At 70.8% G+C, this 23,975-nt stretch carries 20 protein-coding genes and 1 tRNA gene; 16 read left to right on the plus strand and 5 right to left on the minus strand.

Features of this window, described 5'->3' with window-relative positions; translation table 11 throughout:
- Positions 1 to 3: 3 nt before the first annotated feature.
- From ABZO29_RS36480 to ABZO29_RS36495, 4 genes are all read left to right on the plus strand, one after another.
- The gene (locus tag ABZO29_RS36480; RefSeq protein WP_367324461.1) at positions 4 to 960 is read left to right on the plus strand and encodes a carbohydrate ABC transporter permease; all 957 of its coding nucleotides are present in this window, start codon (positions 4 to 6) and stop codon (positions 958 to 960) included.
- Positions 957 to 1,829, plus strand: coding sequence for a carbohydrate ABC transporter permease (locus ABZO29_RS36485; RefSeq protein WP_367324462.1), 873 nt, complete (start codon positions 957 to 959; stop codon positions 1,827 to 1,829). Before ABZO29_RS36480 ends, ABZO29_RS36485 begins: the two co-directional genes overlap by 4 nt.
- Before the next feature lie 10 nt (positions 1,830 to 1,839).
- On the plus strand, positions 1,840 to 2,430 hold the full coding sequence (locus ABZO29_RS36490; protein WP_367324463.1) for a hypothetical protein: 591 nt from the start codon (positions 1,840 to 1,842) through the stop codon (positions 2,428 to 2,430).
- Positions 2,431 to 2,535: 105 nt separating this feature from the next.
- Positions 2,536 to 5,271 carry a Tat pathway signal sequence domain protein gene (locus ABZO29_RS36495; RefSeq protein WP_367324464.1) on the plus strand — a complete coding sequence of 912 codons (2,736 nt, stop codon included), beginning with the start codon at positions 2,536 to 2,538 and terminating at the stop codon, positions 5,269 to 5,271.
- Between the two features lie 100 nt (positions 5,272 to 5,371).
- On the opposite strand, the gene ABZO29_RS36500 is transcribed toward ABZO29_RS36495, so the two are convergent.
- Positions 5,372 to 7,717 carry an SCO7613 C-terminal domain-containing membrane protein gene (locus ABZO29_RS36500; RefSeq protein WP_367324465.1) on the minus strand — a complete coding sequence of 782 codons (2,346 nt, stop codon included), beginning with the start codon at positions 7,715 to 7,717 and terminating at the stop codon, positions 5,372 to 5,374.
- A 102-nt stretch (positions 7,718 to 7,819) separates the two neighbouring features.
- Here ABZO29_RS36500 and ABZO29_RS36505 point away from each other — a divergent pair, with 102 nt between their 5' ends.
- Together ABZO29_RS36505 and ABZO29_RS36510 are read left to right on the plus strand one after the other, a co-directional pair.
- Positions 7,820 to 8,266 (plus strand): SRPBCC family protein, encoded by a 447-nt coding sequence (locus tag ABZO29_RS36505; RefSeq protein WP_367324466.1) that lies wholly within the window; start codon positions 7,820 to 7,822, stop codon positions 8,264 to 8,266.
- Between the two features lie 39 nt (positions 8,267 to 8,305).
- Positions 8,306 to 8,377, plus strand: a tRNA-Val gene (locus ABZO29_RS36510).
- A gap of 43 nt (positions 8,378 to 8,420) precedes the next feature.
- On the opposite strand, the gene ABZO29_RS36515 is transcribed toward ABZO29_RS36510, so the two are convergent.
- Complete coding sequence (locus ABZO29_RS36515; RefSeq protein WP_367324467.1) at positions 8,421 to 9,146, minus strand: 3'-5' exonuclease; 726 nt, start codon at positions 9,144 to 9,146, stop codon at positions 8,421 to 8,423.
- Positions 9,147 to 9,316: 170 nt separating this feature from the next.
- On the opposite strand from ABZO29_RS36515, the gene ABZO29_RS36520 reads away from it, so the two are divergent.
- The 3 genes from ABZO29_RS36520 to thrS all read left to right on the plus strand — a co-directional run bounded on the left by ABZO29_RS36520 (position 9,317) and on the right by thrS (position 13,164).
- Positions 9,317 to 9,883 (plus strand): DUF4365 domain-containing protein, encoded by a 567-nt coding sequence (locus ABZO29_RS36520; protein WP_367324468.1) that lies wholly within the window; start codon positions 9,317 to 9,319, stop codon positions 9,881 to 9,883.
- Positions 9,880 to 11,097: a hypothetical protein gene (locus ABZO29_RS36525; RefSeq protein WP_367324469.1), complete on the plus strand. Its 1,218-nt coding sequence runs from the start codon at positions 9,880 to 9,882 to the stop codon at positions 11,095 to 11,097. Before ABZO29_RS36520 ends, ABZO29_RS36525 begins: the two co-directional genes overlap by 4 nt.
- Before the next feature lie 90 nt (positions 11,098 to 11,187).
- Positions 11,188 to 13,164 carry a threonine--tRNA ligase gene (gene thrS, locus ABZO29_RS36530; protein WP_367324470.1) on the plus strand — a complete coding sequence of 659 codons (1,977 nt, stop codon included), beginning with the start codon at positions 11,188 to 11,190 and terminating at the stop codon, positions 13,162 to 13,164.
- A gap of 30 nt (positions 13,165 to 13,194) precedes the next feature.
- Here the strand turns inward: thrS and ABZO29_RS36535 are convergent, their stop codons facing one another.
- Complete coding sequence (locus tag ABZO29_RS36535) at positions 13,195 to 13,857, minus strand: potassium channel family protein (RefSeq protein WP_367324471.1); 663 nt, start codon at positions 13,855 to 13,857, stop codon at positions 13,195 to 13,197.
- 78 nt (positions 13,858 to 13,935) lie between these two features.
- On the opposite strand from ABZO29_RS36535, the gene ABZO29_RS36540 reads away from it, so the two are divergent.
- Positions 13,936 to 14,481 (plus strand): HIT domain-containing protein, encoded by a 546-nt coding sequence (locus tag ABZO29_RS36540; protein WP_367324472.1) that lies wholly within the window; start codon positions 13,936 to 13,938, stop codon positions 14,479 to 14,481.
- Between the two features lie 16 nt (positions 14,482 to 14,497).
- Here ABZO29_RS36540 and ABZO29_RS36545 read toward each other — a convergent pair whose 3' ends face one another.
- On the minus strand, positions 14,498 to 16,159 hold the full coding sequence (locus ABZO29_RS36545; protein ID WP_367324473.1) for a hypothetical protein: 1,662 nt from the start codon (positions 16,157 to 16,159) through the stop codon (positions 14,498 to 14,500).
- Between the two features lie 181 nt (positions 16,160 to 16,340).
- On the minus strand, positions 16,341 to 18,539 hold the full coding sequence (locus ABZO29_RS36550; protein ID WP_367324474.1) for an elongation factor G-like protein EF-G2: 2,199 nt from the start codon (positions 18,537 to 18,539) through the stop codon (positions 16,341 to 16,343).
- Positions 18,540 to 18,845: 306 nt separating this feature from the next.
- On the opposite strand from ABZO29_RS36550, the gene pgsA reads away from it, so the two are divergent.
- The 6 genes from pgsA (at position 18,846) to pdxT (ending at position 23,969) form a co-directional block, all read left to right on the plus strand.
- Positions 18,846 to 19,589, plus strand: coding sequence for a phosphatidylinositol phosphate synthase (gene pgsA / locus ABZO29_RS36555; protein ID WP_367324475.1), 744 nt, complete (start codon positions 18,846 to 18,848; stop codon positions 19,587 to 19,589).
- A complete protein-coding gene (locus ABZO29_RS36560) occupies positions 19,586 to 20,503 on the plus strand; it encodes a phosphatidylinositol mannoside acyltransferase (RefSeq protein WP_367324476.1) in 918 nt (305 codons plus the stop codon). Before pgsA ends, ABZO29_RS36560 begins: the two co-directional genes overlap by 4 nt.
- Positions 20,500 to 21,669: a glycosyltransferase family 4 protein gene (locus ABZO29_RS36565; protein ID WP_367324477.1), complete on the plus strand. Its 1,170-nt coding sequence runs from the start codon at positions 20,500 to 20,502 to the stop codon at positions 21,667 to 21,669. Before ABZO29_RS36560 ends, ABZO29_RS36565 begins: the two co-directional genes overlap by 4 nt.
- A 112-nt stretch (positions 21,670 to 21,781) precedes the next feature.
- Positions 21,782 to 22,324 (plus strand): hypothetical protein, encoded by a 543-nt coding sequence (locus tag ABZO29_RS36570; RefSeq protein WP_367324478.1) that lies wholly within the window; start codon positions 21,782 to 21,784, stop codon positions 22,322 to 22,324.
- 116 nt (positions 22,325 to 22,440) lie between these two features.
- Positions 22,441 to 23,346, plus strand: a complete 906-nt coding sequence (gene pdxS / locus ABZO29_RS36575; RefSeq protein ID WP_367324479.1) for a pyridoxal 5'-phosphate synthase lyase subunit PdxS — start codon at positions 22,441 to 22,443, stop codon at positions 23,344 to 23,346.
- Positions 23,347 to 23,360: 14 nt separating this feature from the next.
- Positions 23,361 to 23,969 carry a pyridoxal 5'-phosphate synthase glutaminase subunit PdxT gene (gene pdxT / locus ABZO29_RS36580; RefSeq protein ID WP_367324480.1) on the plus strand — a complete coding sequence of 203 codons (609 nt, stop codon included), beginning with the start codon at positions 23,361 to 23,363 and terminating at the stop codon, positions 23,967 to 23,969.
- Positions 23,970 to 23,975 lie beyond the last annotated feature (6 nt).

Here is a 23,975-nt window from a genome sequence, read left to right on the forward strand (position 1 = left end):
CCCGTGACGCTCGTCAAGGACTCACCTCTCGACACCCGGAAGGTACGGTCCCCCGCCCCCGCCGCCGTCAAGCGGCGGGGGCGCCGGGAGAACCTCGCCGGCTACCTCTTCATGTCCCCGTGGATCGCGGGCTTCCTGCTTCTGACCGCGGGCCCGATGGTCGCCTCTCTCTACTTCGCGTTCACCGACTACAACCTCTTCAACACCCCGAAGTGGATCGGCTTCGACAACTTCACCCGGATGTTCGACGATCCGCGGTGGCAGAAGTCGGTCGAGGTGACGGCGAAGTACGTCGTCATCGGCACGCCCCTGAAGCTGCTCCTCGCCCTCGGTGTCGCCCTGCTGCTCGCGCAGAGTCGCCGGGGCCAGGCCTTCTACCGGGCCGCGTTCTACGCCCCCTCGCTCATCGGGGCGAGCGTCTCGGTCGGCTTCGTGTGGCGGGCCATGTTCTCCGACGACGCGATCGTGGACCGGGGCCTGTCGGTCCTCGGCGTCCACATCGGCGGCTGGGTCGGCAACCCGGACTGGATCCTCTACTGCCTGGTCGCCCTCACCGTCTGGCAGTTCGGCGCCCCTATGGTCATCTTCCTCGCCGGCCTCAAGCAGGTCCCCAGGGAGCTGTACGAGGCGGCCGAGATGGACGGCGCCGGGCCCTTCCGCCGCTTCTGGAGCATCACGCTGCCGATGATCTCCCCGGTGCTGTTCTTCAACGTGCTGCTCGAGACCATCCACTCGTTCCAGATCTTCGGCTCGGCCTACGTCGTCTCCAACACCTACTGCGGACCTGCCGACGCCACGCTCGTCTACACCTGCTACCTGTACCAGAAGGGCTTCAAGGAGTCCCAGATGGGCTTCGCCTCCGCGATGGCCTGGATGCTGCTGCTCGCCGTGGCCCTGGTCACCGCCGTCCTCTTCTGGTCGCAGAAGAAGTGGGTGCACTACGAGGAGGCCGCCCGATGAGCGCATCCACCGCCACCACCCCCCGGGGCCTCGGCCGCAAGCGCACCGGCTCGCTCGTCTGGCACATCGGCTCGCTGCTGGTCCTGGCCGTCGTCCTCTATCCCGTCGTCTGGGTCATCGGTGCCTCCTTCAAGCCCAGCCGCAGCATCATCAACAGCCTCCAGCTGTTCCCGGCGCACCCCATCCTGGACAACTTCAAGGGCCTGGCCGACGGCATCGCCGACATCTCGATCCTGACGTTCTTCCAGAACTCCCTCTTCTACGCGCTCGGTGCCGTCGTCGGCATCCTGATCTCCTGCTCGCTGACGGCGTACGCGTTCGCCCGGATCAGGTTCGCCGGCCGCAACCTGCTGTTCTCGCTGATGATCGGCACGCTGCTGCTCCCGTACCACGTGCTGCTCATCCCGCAGTACGTGATGTTCCAGAAGATGGAGCTGATCAACACCTACGTCCCGCTGCTCATGGGAAAGTACCTGGCCACGGAGGCGTTCTTCGTCTTCCTGATGGTGCAGTTCATGCGGAACCTGCCCAAGGAGCTGGACGAGGCGGCGCGTATCGACGGGTGCGGTCATCTGAGGATCTACTGGTCGATCGTGCTGCCGCTGTGCCGGCCCGCGCTCATCACCAGTGCGATCTTCACCTTCATCAACGCCTGGAACGACTTCATGGGCCCGCTGATCTACCTCAACGAGCCCGGCAAGTACACCGTCTCGCTCGGCATGATGATGTTCCGCGACCAGGAGAGCGTCGCCAACTACGGCGGCATGATCGCCATGTCGCTGGTCGCGCTGCTGCCGGTGCTGCTGTTCTTCCTCGCGTTCCAGCGATACCTGATCGACGGCATGGCGACGTCCGGACTGAAGGGCTGAGGCGGTCACGATGGACCGGGCACGCGTGAAGGCGCGCAAGGAGCCGGTGTTCGCCGAGCGGTTCGGTGTCTTCGCCGAATGTCTGCTGACGGGAGTGTGGATCGCGGTCGCCTCGGTGGCCGTGGTGACGTATCCCGCGGCGTTCGCCGCCGGCGCGCGGCATCTGCGGCGTCGTACGGCCCATGAGGCCGGTGGCCGGCGGGAGTTCGTCGCCGACTTCCGGGCCGCCGTGCGCGGTGGGTGGGTCGTCGGGCTCGCCGGGTGGGCGGCGGTGGCCGCGGTGTGGGTGGATGTCCAGGCCGCGCGTGCGGGGCTGCCGGGCGGGCCGTTCGTCGGTGCCGTGGGGCTGTTCGCTCTGATCGGCGCCGCCGTCGCCGGGCTCCGTGCGGCGGCGGCCTGGACGCCGGGCGCCCCCTGGCGTGCCCTGCTCGCGGACGCGGGCCGGCGGACCGTGCTCGATCCGGCCGGATCCTTCCTCGTCGTCGGCGGACTGGCCGTGGTGGCCCTGTCCGCCTGGTTCGTCGCGCCGCTGGCGGTCCCGGTCCTGGGGGCCGTCGCGGCGGCGGCCGTCGCCGTGGAGGAGCGCTACCGGCACCGCTGACGGGCGGTGCCCTCGTACAAGGTCGGCGCCCCGGCGTCGCACCTCTCTCCGTCATGCCCCTGACCAGCTGCACGGAATTCCTCCCGCACGGAAAGGAAGGCTGTCATGTCTCCCATCCCCCGTAGGTCCCTCCTCAAGGCGGCCGCGGTCGCCGGAGCCGCCGCCCAGTTCAGCTGGGCGCTGGGGAGCAAGGACGCCCAGGCCGCGCCAAGAGCGGAGGCCGCCGACGCGGACCCGGTGACCCTGGACTGGCTGGAGGACGGCGGCCTCGGTGCCGCACCGGGCTCCACGCTCGGCGTCCCCTGGCCGATGGGCGCCTACCAGGAGGACCAGACCTTCGCGCTGGCGGACGCCGACGGCAAGGCCGTACCCGTGCAGTCCTGGCCGATCGCGTACTGGCCGGACGGCTCCCTCAAGTGGACAGCCCACGCGGTGAGTTCGGGCTCCGGAAAGCTCACCCTCTCCGCCGGAACCCCCGCCGCCCCCGACAGGAAGGTCACCGTCGACAAGAGCGGCGGCACCATCGACGTCTCGACCGGTGTCATCACCGTGAAGATCGGCAAGTCCGGCGCCACCCTGATCAAGTCGGTCACCCGCGGTTCCACGGAGATCGCCAAGAACGGGCGGCTCGTGCTGATCCGGCAGCCCGAGATCGAGGACGAGGACCAGGGCTCGGTGAGGACCGAGCGCTTCGAGGGCGCCATCGCGGCGGTCACCGTAGAGCAGGCGGGCCCGGTCCGCGCGGTAGTCCGCATCGACGGCAAACACCGCAGGGGCGAACGCAGTTGGCTGCCGTTCTCCATCCGCCTCTACTTCTACGCGGGCGCCGACTCCTTCCGCATGGTGCACACCATCACGTACGACGGCACGCAGGAGCCGGGCAAGGCGAGTGGTGACTTCATCCGAGGGCTCGGCGTCCGTTTCACCGTGCCCATGCGGGACGCGGCCTACGACCGGCACATCCGCATCGGCGGCGAGGGCACCGGTCTGCTCAGGGAGGCGGTCAAGGGCATCACCGGACTGCGCCGCGACCCGGGCGCGGCCGTGCAGGCGGCCCAGTACGCCGGTCAGAAGCTGCCCGACCCGTCCACCTGGGACCAGCGGGTGACGACCAGGCTGCAGTACATCCCCGAGTGGGGCGACTACACGCTCTCCCAGCTCTCCGCCGACGGCTTCACGCTGCGCAAGCGGACGAAGAAGGGCCACGGCTGGATCGCCGCCGGCGGCGGCCGGCGCGCCTCCGGGTTCGGGTACGTCGGTGGCGCGAGCGGCGGATTCTCCTTCGGCCTGCGGGACTTCTGGGAGAAGTTCCCCGCCCAGCTCGACATCCGCGACGCCCACACCGAGGAGGCCCAGGTCACCCTCTGGCTCTGGTCGCCCGAGGCGCAGCCCATGGATCTGCGCTTCTACCACGACGGCATGGGCCAGGACACCTACGCCGAACAGCTCGAGGGCCTCAACATCACCTACGAGGACTACGAGCCGGAGTTCGGCACCCCCTACGGCATCGCCCGCACCTCCGAACTCCTCTTCTGGGCCGACGAGTCGACACCCGCACCCGGGAAGCTCGCCGAACAGGTCGAGGCCGTACGGGTGCTGCCGCAGCTCGCCGCCCCGCCCAGGCAGCTCATCAAGGCGAAGGTCTTCGGCCCCGGCCTCTACTCCGAGCCCGACCGCTCCACGGCCGCCAAGGCGAAGATCGAGGACCACCTCGACTTCCTCTTCACCTACTACAAGGACCAGGTGGAGATGCGCCGTTGGTACGGCTTCTGGGACTACGGCGACATCATGCACTCGTACGACACGGTCCGGCACCAGTGGCGCTACGACGTCGGCGGCTACGCCTGGGACAACTCCGAGCTCTCGCCCGACCTGTGGCTCTGGTTCGCCTACCTCCGCTCGGGCCGCGCGGACATCTTCCGCTTCGCCGAGGCCATGACCCGGCACACAGGCGAGGTCGACGTCTACCACCTGGGCACATGGGCGGGCCTCGGCACCCGGCACGGCGTCCAGCACTACGCCGACAGTGCCAAGCAGCAGCGCATCGCCAACACCACCTACCGGCGCTACTACTACTTCCTCACCGCAGACGAACGGGTCGGCGACCTGATGCACGCCAACGTCGACTCCGACGAGACCTTCCTCGTCCTCGACCCGATCCGCAAGATCCGCACCGAGCCGTACACGCCCGACCGGCACGCCCTGTCGATCGGCTTCGGCACGGACTGGAGCGGCCTGGTCTCGGCGTGGCTGACCGAGTGGGAGCGCAAGGGCCCCAAGTGGGAGAAGGCCAGGGCGCGCGTCCTGTCGACGATGGAGACGATCGCCGCCCAGCCCAACGGCTTCGTGCAGGGCAGCGGGCTGTACGACCTCGACACCGGCAGGTTCGCGATCGCCTCGGCGCCCGCGGTCTCGGTGTCGCACCTCTCCGCGGTCTTCGGCCTCAACGAGCTGTGCGCCGAGCTGATTCACCTGGTCGACATGCCGAAGTTCAAGGAGGCGTACCTCGACTACTGCCGGTACTTCAACGCCACCAAGGCGGAGCAGGCGGCGCGCTACGGCTCCAACTTCGGCACCCTGCTGCTCTTCCAGGGCCACTCCCGCCTGGATGCGTACGCCGCCGTCCAGACCGGCGACGAGGCGCTCGCCAAGCGCGCGTGGACGAAGTTCTACAGCTCCGACGGCTACTTCGAGTCCTCCCCCTGGACGACGGTGGAGCTGAGCGGCCCGGCCACGCTGGTCGCGGGCAGCGAGGCGAGCTGGGTGTCCACCAACGACACCGCGCTCTACGGCCTCGCCGCCATCGAGAACCTGGCGCTGCTCGGGAACAAGATGCCCTGACACTCCGCGGTGGAGGCCGTGCAGGGCGGGTCGGCTGTGGCCGGTCGCGCCCCCGGCGGAGCCGCATGTCGATACAGCCTCACCCCCCTTTCGGGGCGCCTCAGTTCATCTTCCCCAGGACCTCCCGCACCCGCCGGACGTCCCGCAGCCGCTGCTCGTACGTCGCGCCGAGTGCCAGCAGCAGGAGCCCGGCGAGGGCGGGAGGCACCCAGCGGGGGAGCGCGTCGGCCACCTGGACCAGGTACGGGGCGAGTTCGTGCAGCGCGTCCAGGACGAGCACCGTGCCGCCCAGCACGAGCGGGGCCTGCAGCCGGTGCCGGGCACCCAGCAGGGTGACCAGCAGCGCGGCCGTGCCCAGCAGCAGTGGACGCGTCCAGTGCGGGTCGCTCCAGGCCGCGGCGAGGCTCGGCAGAAGCGTGGTGGCGAGTCCGGGGCCGTACGCCGTCCAGGACGACGCCTGCGGGTCACGGCGCCGGCGCAGGGCGCCGACGAGCAGCGCCGGGACGGTCACCGGGAGCGTGTACGCCTCCGGCATGGTGATGTCCCAGGCGGCCAGGCGTACCCAGGTGGCCAGCAGGAACAGGGCAGCGGCGGCGTAACCGACGGGGCGCCGGTCGGCGCGGACCGCCGTGCCCGCGGCGACCACCCCGCACAGCGCCAGGACCAGGGCAAGCATCGGCAGGTCGGTGACGGCGAGACCCACGGCGAGCAGTCCGGCGGCGGCGCCCGTCACCTCCACGGGCACGATCGCCGTGGACGCGTCGAGCCGCGCGGCGAGCAGAGCCGCGGCCGCGGGGACCGTCAGGACGAGCAGCGCGATGTGCTGCGGCTGCCAGCCCGCGGCCGCGCCCGTCGCGCAGGCGAGTGCGGCGGCGTACACGAGGGCGGTCGGGGCGGTGACCGGGGTGAGGGAACGCCGCCACGAGACTCCAGCGAACAGCAGGACCAGAGCGGGCAGTACGGCCAGGGTCGCCGTTTCGGAGGCCAGGGAGAGGAACGCGAGGCTGACGGAGGTGACCAGGGAGAGGAGCGTGCCGGTCACCCGCAACGGCAGAAGCGCCGTCGCGGCCGTCGCTGCCGTCGCGATCGACAGGGCGAGGGGGTAGGGGAGTTCGAGCACGGCGGGCAGTGTGAGCACCGCCGCCCAGGCCAGGACCAGGGTCCCGGTCAGGGCCCTCGGGCGCCAGGTCTCGTTGCGGATCACCAGGGCGAGCACAGCCGCGACGACCACCAGGACGACGAGTGCCTGTGCCGCGTGCGGTGGCCACGGAGTGTGCACGGTCACCGCCGCGCGGGCGTCCGACGGCTCGCCCGACCAGGGACGCTCCAACCAGCCGACCGGGCCCAGCAGCGCGACGGCCACCGGCGGTACGGCCCACAGCAGCGCCAGCGCCTGCACCGAGCCGGACGCCTGGAGAAGGCCGCGCCGCACCGCTTCGGGAAGGGCAGCGCGTATCGCCGCCAACAGTACGACACCGCACAGCAGATACCCGGGCACCGTCCAGCCGGCGGGCAGCGTCACCCGCAGCACGCCGCCGCCCGCCGCGGCCAGGAGCAGACCGCCGGCGACCGCATGGCCCGTCGCGGCGGCCGGCTTCCGCAGCCGCCATGAGGCACCCAGCGCGATCGCCGCCGCGAGGAGGAGGAGCGCCGCCGCACGGGCGGCGGCGCTCGGGCCGGTCGCTGTCCAGGACAGCAAGCCGGCAGCCAGTACGCCCCAGGCGCCCACGCCGTAGGCGCAGACCACGGCGACCAGACGCAGGGAACGGGCCGTCGCCCGGAGGGCCACAACCGTGTCGAGCCCGGCCGTCACCAGGAGCGCGGCCGTGATGCCGTACGACCCGGCGTCGACCTCGATCGCCCAGAAGGAGAGCGGGAGTTGGGCCGAGACCAGGGCGGCGGGCAGGGGGAGACGCAGCGCGTCGAGGCGGAGGCCGTACACAGTCCAGAGGCCCGCCAGCACGGCCGAGGCGACGGCCGTGTACGCCGCGCCGGCCGTCTCCGTGAAGCCGACCTCGTGCAGCGCGTACGCGTCGAGCACCGTCAGCGCGAGCCCCAGACCCGCCACCGACTCGGCCGTCGACCCCAGCCCCCGCTTCAGCAGCGGCACCGGCGCGCCGAGCGCGGCCACCGTGACCGTGCCGAGCGCCAGGGCGCGCCCGGTGATCCCCAGGTCCCCCCAGCTGACCAGTGTGAACGCGATCGCGGCGATGGTCAGCAGGACGCCGCCGAGAAGCAGCAGCACGTTCTGGACGCGCGGGGCGGTGGTCTCGGGGCGAGGCGGTGCGACCGGTGCCCGCCAGACGGGTCCGGCCGGGCGGGCCGGCTGGAGGGCCGCGACCAGCCAGGCCCGGCGGGCCAGCAACTGGGCCCGGCGGGCGTCCAGTTGCCACAGTTCGGCGTCGAGGAGCCGCAGCTCCTCGGCCGGGGGCGGGATGTGCGTCATACCTTGGAGTGTGGCTTGCGTCACGTCACTCGGCATGAGTGCACGTACTCAGAACGTACTCAGATCCCGGGAGAACCCGCTGAGCGGGGTCACACTCCTGCCATGGACCGGACTCATTACCAGTTCCGCAGCCTGTGGGCCCTGCCGGCGCCGCCCGGCACCGTGTACGACGTACTGGAGCGTGCCGAGGAATATCCGCGCTGGTGGCCTCAGATCCGTACCGTGACCAAGCTCGACGACACCACCGGCGTCATCCGGATCCGCTCCTTCCTGCCGTACGACATCACCTTCACCGCGAGGGAGGTGCGGCGCGATCCGGCGGCGGGCGTCCTGGAGATCGCCATGTCCGGCGACATCGAAGGCTGGGCACGCTGGACGCTCACCCCGGCCGGCTCCGGCACCCTCGCCCGCTACGACCAGGTCGTCGACGTGCGCAAGCCGCTGCTGAGGCGGTTCGCCGTACCGGGGCGGCCGGTCTTCCGCGCCAACCACTGGCTGATGATGCGCGCCGGGCGGCGCGGGCTCCTCGCCTACTTGGAAGCGGTTTGAAGGAAGCCCGCGGGGACCTGTATTGTTCACTGCGTTCCCGGGCGATTAGCTCAGTGGGAGAGCGCTTCGTTCACACCGAAGAGGTCACTGGTTCGAACCCAGTATCGCCCACCCGGAGAGGCCGGTCCGTCACAGACGGACCGGCTTTCCTGTGTCATGCCGCCGCCGGCATCTCCGGACGCAGGGGCCACGCCGGGTCCACCGCCTCCTCCGTGCCGCTGCGCGCGAACCACGCCTGCAGGCCGCGGGCCTGCGCCGCGTGCCACACCGCCTGCAGGGTGTGCAGTTCGGCGGGGGAGAGGCGCTCCAGACGGGCGGCGAAACGGCGGCCCAGGGCCCGTACGACCTCCAGGGCGGCCACCGCGTCCGCGGCCGCGTCGTGTGCCCCGTCCAGGGTGACGCCGTAGTGCGCGCACAGGTCGGTCAGTGTGCGGCGGCCCTTGCGGTAGCGGTCCAGATGCTTGTCCAGGACCCGCGGGTCGAGGACGAGGAGCGGTGCCGACTCGAACCAGCGGCTCAGGCGGGACGCGCGGTGCCGGCGCAGCTCGCGGTCCAGGAGCGTCAGGTCGAACGGTGCGTTCATCACCACCAACGGGCGTCCCGCGGCGGCCTGTTCGCCCAGCAGCTCCGCTATCTCGTACATCACCGGCGCCGGCCAGCGGCCGTTGCGCTGCAGGTGATCCTCCGTCAGCCCGTGCACCGCCGTCGCCGCCTCGGGCACCGGCACACCCGGGTTCACCAGCCAGCGGCTCACCCGCGGCCGGGTGCCCGGACCGTCCTGGACGACGAGGGCGGCCGACACGATCCGGTCGGTCTCGACGTCCACGCCCGTGGTCTCCGTGTCGAACGCGGCCAGGGGCCCCTCGTACCAGCACGTCATACCTACACAACCCCTCGTTCACCCTCGGCAGTTGACGCCCCGTCTTCTGCCCCGTTTGGTGATACCCGGGCTGTTTGCGCCGTACGCCGGAAGGACACAACAGGAGTACGGGTCTTTGCAGTTCAGCGGCCCGCAACGGGGATTCACCTGGCGTGGAAGGCTGTTTGGTCATGGCGATAGCGCAGCCCGAGCGGGGCGGGCTGCTGCCCGAACGTACGGGCCCCCGTCGCGGCACACTCGCCACCACCGCCTGCATGGAGACACTGCAGGTGGGCTATCTGCACGCCGTCGCGGCGGCCGCGGGGTGTTCGCTGTCCCAGCCGTTTCCCGACAACGGCATCGACTGGCACGTCAGCCACAGCGCGCCCGGGCACACCGTCGACGACGAGGTGACCATCAAGGTGCAGCTCAAGTGCACGTACCAGATCCCGCCGAACCCGCCTGGCCGGTTCTTCTCCTTCACGCTCGACAACGGCCATCTGGCGAAGCTCGCCCGCACGCCCGTCTCGGTGCACAAGATCCTCGTCGTGATGCTCGTCCCCCGCTCGCAGGACGACTGGCTGCGTGCCAGCCACGACCGGCTCGATCTGCGGCACTGCTGCTACTGGGTCAACCTCGCGGGCCACCCGATCACGGGCCGGCACCGGACCACCGTGCGGATACCGACCTCACGCATCTTCGACGACCGGGCGCTGTGCGAGATCATGACGCGGGTCGGGACGGGAGGCAGGCCATGACCCACCGCCCACTCGACGAGCCGTTGCGCCCGGTGCGTCCGCACCCCGTCGACGCCCAGTGGAGCCGGCCCCCCGAGCCGGCCGACGTGGACCCCGCGGTCCTCGGCGCCCTGCTGCACAGGCACGGCTGGCAGCGGCGCGGCGGCGCCGCAGGACGCTACGGCCGCTGGACCCCGCCAGGACCCGGTGGCAGCGGTACGAGCCTGCTCGTGCCCGAGAGCCGCGCCTTCCCCGACAGCGACGACCTGCTCGGCGAGGCGCTTCTCGCGCTGTCCCGCAGCAGCATGCCCTCCGCGCGCGAGGTGCTCGTCGGGCTCACGGTGCCCAGCGACGAGATCCGCTGGTGGCGGGACGCACCGAGCGGACCCGCCGGGGCCGCGCCCTGGGCCGTCGAGGAACAGCTGCGCACCGCGGCCCGGCAGATGCTGCTGGCCGGCGCGCTCGCCACACGCGCGCGGGCCGGCTATTACGGCGCCCGGCACCGGCGCTCGGCGGCCGCCCTCCTCGAGAACGTCCTCGTCGGCTCCGCGGCCGGCGGACGCCGGCTGACCGCCTTCGTTCCCGTCGCGGCCGGCCGCCTCCTCGCCGTGCGCCTGCACCAGGCCCTGTACGCCGCCCGCGAGGCCATCGACTACCAGCGGGCCACCGGCGGCATGGACGCGTTCGACGGCGCCGTCGAGGCGGGTGTCAGCCGCGAGCTCACCGAGGCACTGATCACCTTGGTGCGCGGCACCGAGGGCGCCAGGATCGCCGTCGAGTGGGCCCCCGCAGCCGGGGTCCCCGAGGACTGCGCGGCGGACGGCGAACCCGTCGAGTTCTCGCCCGGCGACCTGCCCGCGCTGCGCGAGGCCGGGGCCCGCTATCTGCGCGAGGAGCCGTCCGTGCCGGTGCGGATCACCGGCACTGTGGTACGTCTGCGCAGGCCGGGGCCGCGCGGGGAGGGCAGCGTACGGCTGCGGGTGCTCGCCGGGGCCGAGATCCCGCATGTCCGGCTGACCCTGGACGAGGAGGACTACCGCATCGCCGGCCAGGCCCACCTCGTCGGGCTGCCCGTGAGGCTGCAGGGACGCCTGGAGAGCCGGGGCGGGTTCCGCAGGCTCACCGGCGCCCGCGGGGTCGTACCCGTTCAGGTGGACGACGCCGAGCGGGACCGGCTGATGAAATCCCTCCAGGAGAACCTCGACTTCTTCGAGGAGGCCTGCGGAGGGGACTGATTTAGCGGTGGGTGGTCCCGGGTCGGTACGATCGCCTATTGCGCGCGCTCTTCGTACGGCGCCGCACCCACCTTCAGTCAGGAGAGACCGGTGTCAGACGTCCGTGTGATCATCCAACGCGATTCCGAGCGGGAAGAGCGCACGGTGACGACGGGCACTACGGCCGCCGACCTCTTCGCCGGCGAGCGCTCGATCATCGCCGCGCGGGTGGGCGGCGAGCTCAAGGACCTCTCGTACGAGCTCGAGGACGGCCAGACCGTCGAGGGCGTCGAGATCTCCTCCGAGGACGGCCTGAACATCCTGCGCCACTCCACCGCGCACGTCATGGCGCAGGCCGTGCAGGAGCTCTTCCCCGAGGCCAAGCTCGGCATCGGCCCGCCCGTCAAGGACGGCTTCTACTACGACTTCGACGTCGAGAAGCCGTTCACGCCCGAGGATCTCAGGGCCATCGAGAAGAAGATGCAGGAGATCCAGAAGCGCGGCCAGCGCTTCTCGCGCCGCGCCGTCACCGACGAGGCCGCACGCGAGGAGCTGGCGGACGAGCCGTACAAGCTGGAGCTGATCGGCATCAAGGGCTCGGCCTCCTCCGACGACGGCGCGGACGTCGAGGTCGGCGCCGGTGAGCTGACGATCTACGACAACCTGGACGCCAGGACCGGCGAACTGTGCTGGAAGGACCTCTGCCGCGGTCCCCACCTGCCCTCCACCCGGAACATCCCGGCGTTCAAGCTGATGCGCAACGCGGCCGCCTACTGGCGCGGCAGCGAGAAGAACCCCATGCTCCAGCGCATCTACGGCACCGCCTGGCCGTCCAAGGACGAGCTCAAGGCGTACCTCGACTTCCTCGCCGAGGCCGAGAAGCGCGACCACCGCAAGCTGGGCAGCGAGCTCGACCTGTTCTCCATCCCGGAGCAGATCGGCTCCGGCCTCGCCGTCTTCCACCCCAAGGGCGGCATCGTCCGCCGCGTGATGGAGGACTACTCGCGCCGCCGGCACGAGGAGGAGGGCTACGAGTTCGTCTACACCCCGCACGCGACGAAGGGGAAGCTCTTCGAGACGTCCGGGCACCTGGACTGGTACGCCGAGGGCATGTACCCGCCCATGCAGCTCGACGAGGGCGTGGACTACTACCTCAAGCCCATGAACTGCCCGATGCACAACCTGATCTTCGACGCGCGCGGCCGCTCGTACCGTGAACTGCCGCTGCGCCTCTTCGAGTTCGGGACCGTGTACCGGTACGAGAAGTCGGGCGTCGTGCACGGCCTGACCCGCGCCCGCGGCTTCACCCAGGACGACGCGCACATCTACTGCACCCGCGAGCAGATGTCGGAGGAGCTCGACAAGACGCTCACCTTCGTCCTCGGCCTGCTGCGCGACTACGGCCTGACCGACTTCTACCTGGAGCTGTCCACCAAGGACCCGGAGAAGTTCGTCGGCTCGGACGAGGTCTGGGAGGAGGCCACGGAGACCCTCCGCCAGGTCGCCGAGAAGCAGGGCCTGCCCCTGGTTCCCGACCCGGGCGGTGCCGCCTTCTACGGCCCGAAGATCTCCGTCCAGACCAAGGACGCCATCGGCCGCACCTGGCAGATGTCGACCATCCAGCTCGACTTCAACCTGCCCGAGCGCTTCGACCTTGAGTACACGTCGGCCGACGGCTCCAAGCAGCGTCCGGTCATGATCCACCGGGCCTTGTTCGGCTCGATCGAGCGGTTCTTCGCGGTGCTGCTCGAGCACTACGCGGGCGCCTTCCCGGCATGGCTGGCGCCGGTCCAGGCGATCGGCATCCCGATCGGTGACGGGCACGTCGAGTACCTGGAGAAGTTCGCCGCCGCGGCCAAGAAGAAGGGGCTGCGGGTCGAGGTGGACTCCTCCTCCGACCGCATGCAGAAGAAGATCCGCAACGCCCAGAAGCAGAAGGTGCCGTTCATGGTCATCGCGGGCGACGAGGACATGTCGGGCGGGTCGGTCTCCTTCCGCTACCGCGACGGCTCGCAGGAGAACGGCATCCCGTTCGACGAGGCCATCGAGAAGATCGTGAAGGTCGTCGAGGAGCGGGCGCAGGTCTGACGCGCACGTGACGTGGGGCCCCCGGGGACTTCAGCTCTCCGGGGGCCCCACGTCGTCTCCCGCGCGCGCGAACCGCTGCATCAGATACGACGAGAACGAACCCGTCACCGCCCCGAGCAGGGCGATGCCGCAACCCATCAGCACCACCGCGATCAGCCGCCCCAGCACGGTCACCGGGACGACGTCGCCGTAGCCCACGGTCGCCAGCGTGGCGGACGCCCACCACAGCGCGTCGCCGAACGTGCGGATCGACGCGTCCGGGGCCGTGTGCTCGACGTGGTACACGGAGAGGGCGGCGCCGAAGCCGAGCAGGGCGGACGACAGACCCGCGTACAACATCACCCGTGCCTGGAGAGCGAGCCGGGGCTCTTCCTGGCGACGCTCCTCCACACCTTCGTAGATCCTCACGATGCGCACCGGCCGCAGCAGGGGCAGCAGCGCGACCACCGTGTCCAGCCAGTGCCGGTGCACATAGCCCAGCCTTTCGCCGCTGAGCCGCCAGCGCACGCCGTAGTCCACGATGAACAGCGCCCAGGACGCGTACGTCACCGCCAGACACAGATCGCGCACCGGCCCGGGCAGCCCCTCTCCCAGGACCCGCACCGCGTACGAGACGAGAAACAGCAGCGACGCCACCGCGAGCGGCGTCCGCATCCGCCGCTCCCAGCGAGCCGTACGGGTCTCGTCGTCCATCGGCCCAGCTTGGCCCAGGGCAGCTTTGCCGGAACCCCGGCGACACGCCGCGAACGGGCGAAGCCATATGCTGCACGCATGACGAGTGAGCCGGAGCAGCAGTGGGGAGTGGGGATCCAGGACGCCTTCCAGCGACTGTGGACCCCCCACCGGATGGCCTACATCCAGGGTGAGAACAAGCCGACCGGCCCCGGTGCCGAGGACGGCTGCCCCTTCTGCTCGATCCCGGCCAAGTCCGACGAGGACGGGCTGATCGTCAGGCGCGGAGAGCAGGTCTACGCCGTGCTGAACCTGTACCCGTACAACGGCGGTCACCTGATGACGGTGCCCTACCGGCATGTCGCCGACTACACCGACCTGACCGAGGCGGAGACCGCCGAGCTCGCCGAACTGACCAAGCAGGCGATGACCGCCCTGCGCACCGCCTCCGGCGCGCACGGCTTCAACGTCGGCATGAACCAGGGCACGGTGGCGGGCGCCGGCATCGCCGCCCACCTCCACCAGCACATCGTGCCCCGCTGGGGCGGCGACACGAACTTCATGCCGGTCGTCGGCCACACGAGGGTGCTGCCGCAACTGCTGGCGGACACACGGAAGATGCTGGCGGAGGCCTGGCCTTCGTAAGCCGCGGGCCCAGGCGTCACGCGTCGTAGAGGTCGGCCTTGCGCGGTGACGCCTCCTGCACGGCTGTGGAGAGAAACGCCGACCGCGTCCCGAACTTCTCCGTGTCCACCCCGTTCTCCTCCAGGAGCCGGATCGCCGCCGCATGCACCACGCGCAGCACCGGCGTGGCCGCCCGTAGCGCGTCATCGGCCATGAACCGATGCCGCCACGGCTGATCGGCCCACGCGTGCCGCAGACCGAACGGCTCGGGCAGGACTATGGAGCCGCCGAGCCAGTTCAGCAGCGGGGGATACCAGCTGAACGGCGCGCGCACGGCCAGCCGCACCACCTCGTTGGTGCTGACCAGCGGCAGCTTCACCGTGCGGTTCTCCCACGGCTTCAACTGCTTGGCGACCTCCTTGGTCGGCGCCTCCGGCTTGGTGGTGAACAGCCCGTTCACCGGACCCAGCGCATGGCCGGTGACCTCGATGCGCAGGGTCGAGTGCAGCACGGTCACCGTGATCATCATGGTGATGACCAGCTGTCCCTCCCACAGCGTCCACTGCACGCCCAGGTAGTGCCGGTCGCCCGCCCCGAACTGCTGCTTGTTGCAGATCTCCTGTATCGCGTGCGACTTGACCTGGTACGCGTTCACGTCGGTGCCCTCGGGCCGCGCGACCGCCTTCGCGTTCTCACCGATCGGCGTGACGATCCAGTGCCGTATGGACGCCTTCGGGAAGCCGCCGGTGTTCAGCGTGGTCCGCTCCAGCATGCGCAGCTGGTCGTGGATCGACCGTATGACGTCCCAGCTGCGGAACGGGTGGATCTCCCGGTCCGCGTCCACGGGCGCCAGGTCCTCGGCGAGCTGCCAGGCGCCCCAGCGGGTGCCCATGCCGAGGATGCCCTTGGGGCCGGCGTAGAAGACGGAGTTCGACTGCTGCTCCGCACTGAGCTTGGCGAGGGACTGCCGCAGCCGCTCCGCTGCCGTCTCACGGGGGCTGCTGGGCACCGCCTCGGGAACCTTGGCGCCCACGCTGCTGCCCGACAGCAGACTGTCCCAGCGCTCCCGCAGGTCCTTCGCGGTGCGCTCGCAGATCTGCCGGGCCCAGAACCAGCCGAGCACCGGCATGACGACCGACGCGCGCGCGTACCACGCCCAGAAGCCGGTGAACGGCATACGGATCACGAAGATCACCGCGAGCGCGCCGAAGGCGAAGAGCAGGGTGGTGGCGAGGGCGGAGGCCCGCTTGTCGTCCCGCTTGTCGATGGTGGCGCGACCCTGGAAGACCAGCAGCCAGACGAGGAGGCCGGGCAGGAACAGCAGACCGCACAGCAGCATGACGACCATCAGCCGGTTGTCGCGCTCCCTGCGGATGTTGTTCGCGGCGAGACAGTGCTCGACCACCACCTGCGGCTCGGTACCGAAGGACTGGATGAGCGGCTTGCGGCCGCTGCCCAGCATCCGGGCCACCACCGCGCCGGCGAAGGCCTCGCCGAGGTTGGGCCGGAAGAGCGGGGCCCATTTGCGGCCGGGTTTGACCTCCGACTGGTGCCACTCGTTGTCGGCCTTCTTGATGTCCTCGACGGGGTTGTCCCGGTAGGCCGCCGAGGCCAGCGCGAAGGTCGCCGTCTGCGCCTCGTCGCCGGTACGCGGCACCTGTGGTCCGAAGATGTCCGCATAACCGCTGTCAACGGTCATTCCCGCCCCCATCGCCGCAGTCGTTGCTCCTGCGAGCTTCCCGACTTCCGTACTCCGCACACCTGTTGATCAGGTCATCAGCGTATCCGCAGCCACCGACATCCGTCGGCGGACGGCCGAAGCCGCCCGCCGACTCGGAGGAGAGCGTCCCTGTACGCCACTTGCAGGCGCCCGGCGCCGGCTAAGAGGCGTCGCGCGTCTCCTCACGCACCCTTTCTGCGACCTGCGGCGGCATGGGCTCGTGCCGCGCGTACGACCGGTTGAAGCGCGCGGTGCCGTGCGAGAGGGACCGGAGGTCCACGGCGTACCGGCCGATCTCGATCTCCGGCACCTCCGCCCGTACCAACGTGCGCCCGCTGCCCACCTGTTCGGTGCCCAGTACCCGGCCGCGCCGCCCCGACAGGTCGCTCATCACCGCGCCCACGTAGTCGTCGCCGACGAGCACGGTCACCTCGGCCACCGGCTCCAGCAGATGGATCTTCGCGTCCACCGCGGCCTCGCGCAGCGCCAGCGCGCCGGCCGTCTGGAAGGCGGCGTCGGAGGAGTCCACGGAGTGCGCCTTGCCGTCGAGCAGCGTGACCCGGACGTCGATCAGCGGGTACCCCGCCGCCACACCCCGTGCCGCCTGGGCCCGCACGCCCTTCTCGACGGACGGGATGAACTGCCGCGGCACCGCACCGCCGACCACCTTGTCCACGAACTCGATGCCCGAGCCGCCCGGCAGCGGTTCCACCTCGATCTCGCAGATGGCGTACTGCCCGTGCCCGCCGGACTGCTTGACGTGCCGGCCGCGCCCGGCGGACCTGCCCGCGAACGTCTCCCGGAGGGAGACCTTGTGCGGTACGACGTCGACCTGGACGCCGTACCTGCTGCGCAGCCGCTCCAGGGCCACGTCCGCGTGCGCCTCGCCCAGGCACCACAGCACCACCTGGTGCGTGTCCTGGTTCTGCTCGAGCCGCATCGTCGGGTCCTCGGCGACCAGCCGGCTCAGCCCCTGCGAGAGCTTGTCCTCGTCCGGTTTGCTGTGTGCCTGGATCGCCAGCGGCAGCAGCGGGTCGGGCATCTGCCAGGGCTCCATGAGCAGCGGATCGTCCTTCGCCGAGAGCGTGTCCCCGGTCTCGGCGCGGCTCAGTTTCGCCACGCACGCGAGGTCGCCCGCGATGCAGTGGGTGAGCGCCCGTTGCTGTTTGCCGAACGGCGCGGACAGGGCGCCGATCTTCTCGTCGACGTCGTGGTCCTCGTGACCGCGGTCGGCCAGCCCGTGCCCGGAGACGTGCACCGTCTCGTCGGGGCGCAGGGTGCCGGAGAAGACGCGGACGAGCGAGACCCGGCCGACGTACGGGTCGGAGGACGTCTTCACGACCTCGGCGACCAGCGGCCCGTTCGGATCGCACGGCGGCAGCTTGCGCGGCCTGCCGTCCACCGTGGTGACCTGGGGCGCCTCGTGCTCCAGCGGAGTGGGGAAGCCCCTGGTGACCAGCTCGAGCACCTCGACCGTGCCGAGCCCCTGCCGGCCGCCGTCGGACGCGGGGGCGGCCGCCAGGACCGGGAAGAACGTCCCGCGCGCCACGGCCCGCTCCAGGTCGTCCACGAGCGTCTTGAAGTCGATCTCCTCGCCGCCGAGGTAGCGGTCCATGAGGGTCTCGTCCTCGCTCTCGGAGATGATCCCCTCGATGAGCCGGTTGCGGGCCTCCTCGATCCCCGGCAGCTGGTCCGCGCCCGGCTCGGACTCCTTGCGTTCCCCGGACGAGTAGTCGAACAGCTTCTGCGACAGCAGGCCGGTGAGCCCGGTGACGGGCGCGTGCCCGTCGGGCGCCTGCGGGCCGTGCAGCGGCAGGTACAGCGGCAGTACGGCGTCGGGGTCGTCGCCGCCGAAGGCCTCCGCGCAGACCCGTGTCATCTCCTCGAAGTCGGCCCGTGCGGCCTCCAGGTGCGTGACGACGATCGCGCGCGGCATGCCGACGGCCGCGCACTCCTCCCACACCATGCGGGTGGAGCCGTCCACGCCGTCGGAGGCCGAGACGACGAAAAGGGCCGCGTCCGCTGCTCGCAGACCGGCCCTGAGCTCCCCGACGAAGTCGGCGTATCCGGGGGTGTCGAGGAGGTTGACCTTGATGCCGTCCCAATCGACCGGCACCAGGGAGAGCTGCACCGAACGTTGCTGCCGGTGCTCGATCTCGTCGTAGTCGGAGACGGTGCCGCCGTCCTCGACGCGGCCCGCCCGGTTCACCGCTCCCGCCGTGAGGGCGAGAGCTTCCACCAGAGTCGTCTTGCCCGATCCGGAGTGGCCGACCAGCACCACATTCCGTACGGACGCGGGATGGTCGGCCGCCGTTGCCCTGCCGGCGGCTCCGGGATGTGCATTCGCCTTGTCGCCCATGATCCTGCCTCCCGTGCACGGTGAGGTCACTGTGGGCGCGGGCATGCGGATCCGCGTGCGGTGGCGGCTCCGGTGACGCCCGCGGTTCTTCGAGCTTTCCACTCCCGTCACGGTGCGTCCATACGAGCGACGTGATCGCGCCACCCGCACCCGGCGGGCACCGGCGCAATCGGGCCGTGACCCGTATGCCGTCAGGCCGTGACACAGGGGTCCGGGTGCCCGACGGTCGCACAAGCGCACGCGTGGCTACGATGGGCCAGCCGGTGGCCAGCAGGGGCCGCGGCCACACCGACCGTCGGGAAGGCCATGCTGAACAAGTACGCGCGTGCATTCTTCACGCGTGTCCTCACACCGTTCGCCGCGTTTCTCATCCGCAGGGGCGTCAGCCCCGACACGGTCACGCTGATCGGCACCGGCGGTGTGATCGCGGGCGCGCTGGTCTTCTACCCCCGGGGCGAGTTCTTCTGGGGCACGGTCGTGATCACCCTGTTCGTCTTCTCCGACCTCGTCGACGGCAACATGGCGCGCCAGCTCGGCCGCAGCAGCCGCTGGGGCGCCTTCCTGGACTCCACGCTGGACCGGGTCGCCGACGGAGCGATCTTCGGCGGCTTCGCCCTGTGGTACGCGGGAAGCGGCAACGACAACGTGCTGTGCGCCGTCTCGATCTTCTGCCTGGCCAGCGGCCAGGTGGTGTCGTACACCAAGGCGCGCGGCGAGTCGATCGGTCTGCCGGTCGCCGTCAACGGGCTCGTCGAGCGGGCCGAGCGGCTGGTGATCTCGCTGGTGGCCGCCGGGTTCTCGGGCCTGCACAAGTTCGGTGTGCCGGGGATCCAGGTGCTGCTGCCGATCGCCCTGTGGATCGTCGCCGTCGGCAGCCTGGTCACGCTGATCCAGCGGGTCGTCACGGTCCGCCGGGAGTCCGCGGAGGCGGAGGCCGCCACGGCCGTGCAGGAGAGGCCGGAGAACCCGGAGAACCCGGAGAACCCGGAGAAGCAGGAGAAGCAGGAGAAGCAGGAGAATGCCTCTCAGGGGAGGGAGGCGGCGAAGTGAGTGCTCAGGAGCGTCTGACGGACGCGCTGTACGGCCTCGGCTGGGGAACCGTCAAGAAGCTCCCTGAGCCCGCGGCCGTACGGCTCGGCCGGTCCATCGCCGACCTCGCCTGGAAGCGGCGCGGCAAGGGTGTGCAGCGGCTGGAGAGCAACTACGCGCGCGTGGTGCCCGACGCGACGCCGGAGCGCCTCGCCGAGCTGTCGCGCGCGGGCATGCGCTCGTACCTGCGCTACTGGATGGAGTCCTTCCGGCTCCCGGCCTGGAGCGCCGAGCGCGTCAAGGGCGGTTTCGACCCCAAGGACGTGCACCACCTGACCGACGGACTGGCCTCCGACCGCGGTGTGATCCTCGCGCTGCCGCACCTGGCCAACTGGGACCTCGCCGGCGCCTGGGTCACCACCAAGCTGGAGACACCGTTCACGACGGTGGCCGAACGCCTGAAGCCGGAGACGCTCTACGACCGCTTCGTCGCCTATCGCGAGGGCCTCGGCATGGAGGTCCTGCCGCACAGCGGCGGCACCGCCTTCGGCACGCTGGCCCGGCGGCTGCGCGACGGCGGCCTGGTCTGCCTGGTCGCCGACCGCGACCTGTCCGCCTCGGGCGTCGAGGTGAAGTTCTTCGGCGAGACGGCACGGATGCCCGCGGGCCCCGCCCTCCTCGCCCAGCAGACCGGCGCGCTGCTGCTTCCCGTCACGCTCTGGTACGACGACTCACCCGTTATGCAGGGTCGCGTGCATCCCCCGATCGAGGTACCCGAGACAGGTAACCGGGCCGAGAAGACGTCTGTCATGACACAGGCGCTGGCAGACGCCTACGCCACGGGGATCGCCGACCATCCGGAGGACTGGCACATGCTGCAGCGCTTGTGGCTGGCCGATCTCGACCCGACGCGTTCTCCCGAGGGGGCCGCGTGAGGATCGGGATCGTCTGCCCGTACTCCTGGGACGTGCCGGGCGGCGTCCAGTTCCACATCCGCGACCTGGCCGAGTACTTCATCCGCCTCGGCCACGACGTCTCCGTCCTCGCCCCGGCCGACGACGACACACCCCTGCCGCCGTACGTCGTCTCGGCCGGCCGCGCGGTCCCGGTGCCGTACAACGGCTCGGTTGCCCGCCTCAACTTCGGCTTCCTCAGCGCCGCCCGCGTGCGCCGCTGGCTGCACGACGGCGGGTTCGACGTCATCCACATCCACGAGCCGACCTCGCCGTCGCTCGGCCTGCTGACGTGCTGGGCGGCGCAGGGCCCGATCGTGGCCACCTTCCACACCTCCAACCCGCGCTCCCGGGCGATGATCGCCGCGTACGCCATCCTCCAGGCGGCCCTGGAGAAGATCAGCGCGCGGATCGCGGTCAGCGAGTACGCGCGCCGCACCCTGGTCGAACACCTCGGCGGGGACGCGGTCGTCATCCCCAACGGCGTCGACGTCGACTTCTTCGCCGGGGCCGAGCCCAAGCCGGAGTGGCAGGGCGACACGATCGGCTTCATCGGGCGCATCGACGAGCCCCGCAAGGGCCTGCCCGTGCTGATGAGGGCCCTGCCGAAGATCCTCGCCGCCCGGCCGCGGACCAGGCTGCTGGTCGCCGGGCGCGGCGACGAGGAGGAGGCCGTCGAGTCCCTGCCCGCCGAGCTGCGCCCGCGTGTGGAGTTCCTCGGCATGATCAGCGACGTCGACAAGGCACGATTCCTGCGCAGCGTCGACCTGTACGTGGCGCCCAACACCGGTGGCGAGAGCTTCGGGATCATCCTGGTCGAGGCGATGTCGGCGGGTGCCCCGGTGCTCGCCTCCGACCTCGACGCCTTCGCCCAGGTCCTCGACCAGGGCGCGGCGGGGGAGCTGTTCGCCAACGAGGACGCCGACGCGCTGGCCGAGGCTGCGGTACGGCTGCTGGGGGACCCGGAGCGCCGGGCCGAACTGCGGGAGCGGGGGAGCGTCCACGTGCGCCGCTTCGACTGGTCGACCGTCGGCGCGGACATCCTGTCGGTGTACGAGACGGTGACGGCGGGCGCGGCGGCGGTCGCTGCGGCCGACGACGACCGGACGCCGGGACTGCGGGCACGGTTGGGGCTGGCGCGGGACTGACTGTCCTCCGCCCCGTCAACTCGCCGCACAGCACACGGGTTGAGGGCGGTGCCCCGACTCCCGGCACGACTCCCGGCTGACCCGGTGGAACGTCCCGGTAGCCTTGCCGCCCGTGACCGCAACCCTCATCTGGATCCTCGTCGGCCTCGTCGCGATCGGCCTCTACCTGAGTTGGACGGCGGGCCGGCTGGACCGGCTGCACGCCCGTATCGACGCCGCCCGTGCCGCGCTCGACGCGCAGCTGCTGCGCAGGGCCTCCGTGGCCCAGGAGCTGGCGACCTCCGGGGTGCTCGACCCCGCGGCCTCGATCGTCCTGTACGAGGCCGCGCACGCCGCCCGGCAGGCCGAGGAGGAGCAGCGGGAGGTCGCCGAGAGCGAGCTGAGCCAGGCGCTGCGGGCCGTTCTCGCGGAGCCGCAGCAGGTGGAGGCCGTGCGCGAGGCACCCGGCGGTGAGGAGGCGGCACGCGAGCTCACGGAGGCCGTGCGACGGGTACCGATGGCCCGCCGCTTCCACAACGACGCCGTGGGCGCGGCCCGGCGCCTGCGGGAGCACCGCAAGGTGCGCTGGTTCCGGCTGGCCGGACACGCGCCGTTCCCGATGGCCTTCGAGATGGACGACGAGCCGCCGGCGGCGCTGGTGGAGCGGGCGGCTTAAGGGCCAGTCCGGCGGAAAACGATCCACCGGGTCCCCATTGGCCCTTGCGGTGGCCTGCCTCTCCCGCGTTTCCTCGGTGTCTGCAGATTCCTGTTTTCCACCGAGTGAGGTCCCCCGTGTCCATCTCCGAAATCCAGGCTCCCGAGACCGGCACCGCGCGCGTGAAGCGCGGTATGGCCGAGCAGCTCAAGGGCGGCGTGATCATGGATGTCGTCACGCCGGAGCAGGCGAAGATCGCCGAGGACGCGGGCGCAGTCGCCGTCATGGCTCTGGAGCGGGTCCCGGCCGACATTCGCAAGGACGGCGGCGTGGCCCGTATGTCCGACCCGGACATGATCGAGGGCATCATCAACGCCGTGTCCATCCCGGTCATGGCCAAGTCCCGCATCGGCCACTTCGTCGAGGCCCAGGTCCTGCAGGCCCTCGGCGTCGACTACATCGACGAGTCCGAGGTCCTCACCCCGGCCGACGAGGTCAACCACTCCGACAAGTGGGCCTTCACGACCCCCTTCGTCTGCGGTGCCACCAACCTCGGCGAGGCCCTGCGCCGCATCGCCGAGGGCGCGGCCATGATCCGCTCCAAGGGCGAGGCCGGCACCGGCAACGTCGTCGAGGCGGTCCGTCACCTGCGCCAGATCAAGAACGAGATCGCCCGCCTGCGCGGCTTCGACAACCACGAGCTGTACGCCGCCGCCAAGGAGCTGCGCGCCCCGTACGAGCTGGTCAGGGAGGTCGCCGAGCTCGGCAAGCTCCCCGTCGTGCTGTTCTCCGCCGGTGGCGTGGCCACCCCGGCCGACGCCGCGCTGATGCGCCAGCTCGGCGCCGAGGGCGTCTTCGTCGGCTCCGGCATCTTCAAGTCCGGCGACCCGGCCAAGCGCGCCGCCGCCATCGTCAAGGCGACCACCTTCTACGACGACCCGAAGATCATCGCGGACGCGTCCCGCAACCTCGGCGAGGCCATGGTCGGCATCAACTGCGACACCCTCCCCGAGGCCGAGCGCTACGCCAACCGCGGCTGGTAAGGCACCACACGGACATGACCGACGCACCTGTCATAGGCGTCCTGGCCCTCCAGGGCGACGTACGGGAGCACCTCATCGCCCTGGCCGCGGCCGATGCCGTGGCCAGGCCGGTGCGGCGCCCCGAAGAGCTCGCCGAGGTCGACGGCCTGGTCATCCCGGGCGGCGAGTCGACCACCATCTCCAAGCTGGCCATCCTGTTCGGTGTGATGGAGCCGCTCCGCGCGCGCGTGCGGGAAGGGATGCCCGTCTACGGCACCTGCGCGGGCATGATCATGCTCGCCGACAAGATCCTCGACCCGCGCTCGGGCCAGGAGACCGTCGGCGGCATCGACATGATCGTGCGCCGCAACGCCTTCGGACGGCAGAACGAGTCCTTCGAGGCCGCGCTCGACTTCAGGGGCGTCGCGGGCGATCCTGTGGAAGGCGTCTTCATCCGCGCCCCCTGGGTCGAGTCCGTCGGCGCCGCGGCCGAGGTGCTCGCCGAGCACGACGGCCACATCGTCGCGGTCCGCCAGGGCAACGCGCTGGCCACGTCGTTCCACCCGGAACTGACCGGCGACCACCGCGTGCACTCCCTGTTCGTCGACATGGTGCGCGCCAACCGGACACCGGAGTCCTTGTAGGATCTC

It is taken from the genome of Streptomyces sp. HUAS ZL42, assembly GCF_040782645.1.
Taxonomy (GTDB): Bacteria; Actinomycetota; Actinomycetes; order Streptomycetales; family Streptomycetaceae; genus Streptomyces.

Coding starts and splice junctions, on each gene's coding strand:
- pgsA (WP_367324475.1), top strand. CDS start 18,846: ATGCTGAACAAGTACGCGCGTGCATTCTTCACGCGTGTCCTCACACCG.
- ABZO29_RS36500 (WP_367324465.1), bottom strand. CDS start 7,717: ATGACGCACATCCCGCCCCCGGCCGAGGAGCTGCGGCTCCTCGACGCC.
- ABZO29_RS36485 (WP_367324462.1), top strand. CDS start 957: ATGAGCGCATCCACCGCCACCACCCCCCGGGGCCTCGGCCGCAAGCGC.
- ABZO29_RS36545 (WP_367324473.1), bottom strand. CDS start 16,159: ATGACCGTTGACAGCGGTTATGCGGACATCTTCGGACCACAGGTGCCG.
- ABZO29_RS36525 (WP_367324469.1), top strand. CDS start 9,880: ATGACCCACCGCCCACTCGACGAGCCGTTGCGCCCGGTGCGTCCGCAC.
- pdxT (WP_367324480.1), top strand. CDS start 23,361: ATGACCGACGCACCTGTCATAGGCGTCCTGGCCCTCCAGGGCGACGTA.
- ABZO29_RS36520 (WP_367324468.1), top strand. CDS start 9,317: ATGGCGATAGCGCAGCCCGAGCGGGGCGGGCTGCTGCCCGAACGTACG.
- ABZO29_RS36495 (WP_367324464.1), top strand. CDS start 2,536: ATGTCTCCCATCCCCCGTAGGTCCCTCCTCAAGGCGGCCGCGGTCGCC.
- ABZO29_RS36490 (WP_367324463.1), top strand. CDS start 1,840: ATGGACCGGGCACGCGTGAAGGCGCGCAAGGAGCCGGTGTTCGCCGAG.
- ABZO29_RS36535 (WP_367324471.1), bottom strand. CDS start 13,857: ATGGACGACGAGACCCGTACGGCTCGCTGGGAGCGGCGGATGCGGACG.
- ABZO29_RS36515 (WP_367324467.1), bottom strand. CDS start 9,146: ATGACGTGCTGGTACGAGGGGCCCCTGGCCGCGTTCGACACGGAGACC.
- ABZO29_RS36540 (WP_367324472.1), top strand. CDS start 13,936: ATGACGAGTGAGCCGGAGCAGCAGTGGGGAGTGGGGATCCAGGACGCC.
- ABZO29_RS36550 (WP_367324474.1), bottom strand. CDS start 18,539: ATGGGCGACAAGGCGAATGCACATCCCGGAGCCGCCGGCAGGGCAACG.
- ABZO29_RS36505 (WP_367324466.1), top strand. CDS start 7,820: ATGGACCGGACTCATTACCAGTTCCGCAGCCTGTGGGCCCTGCCGGCG.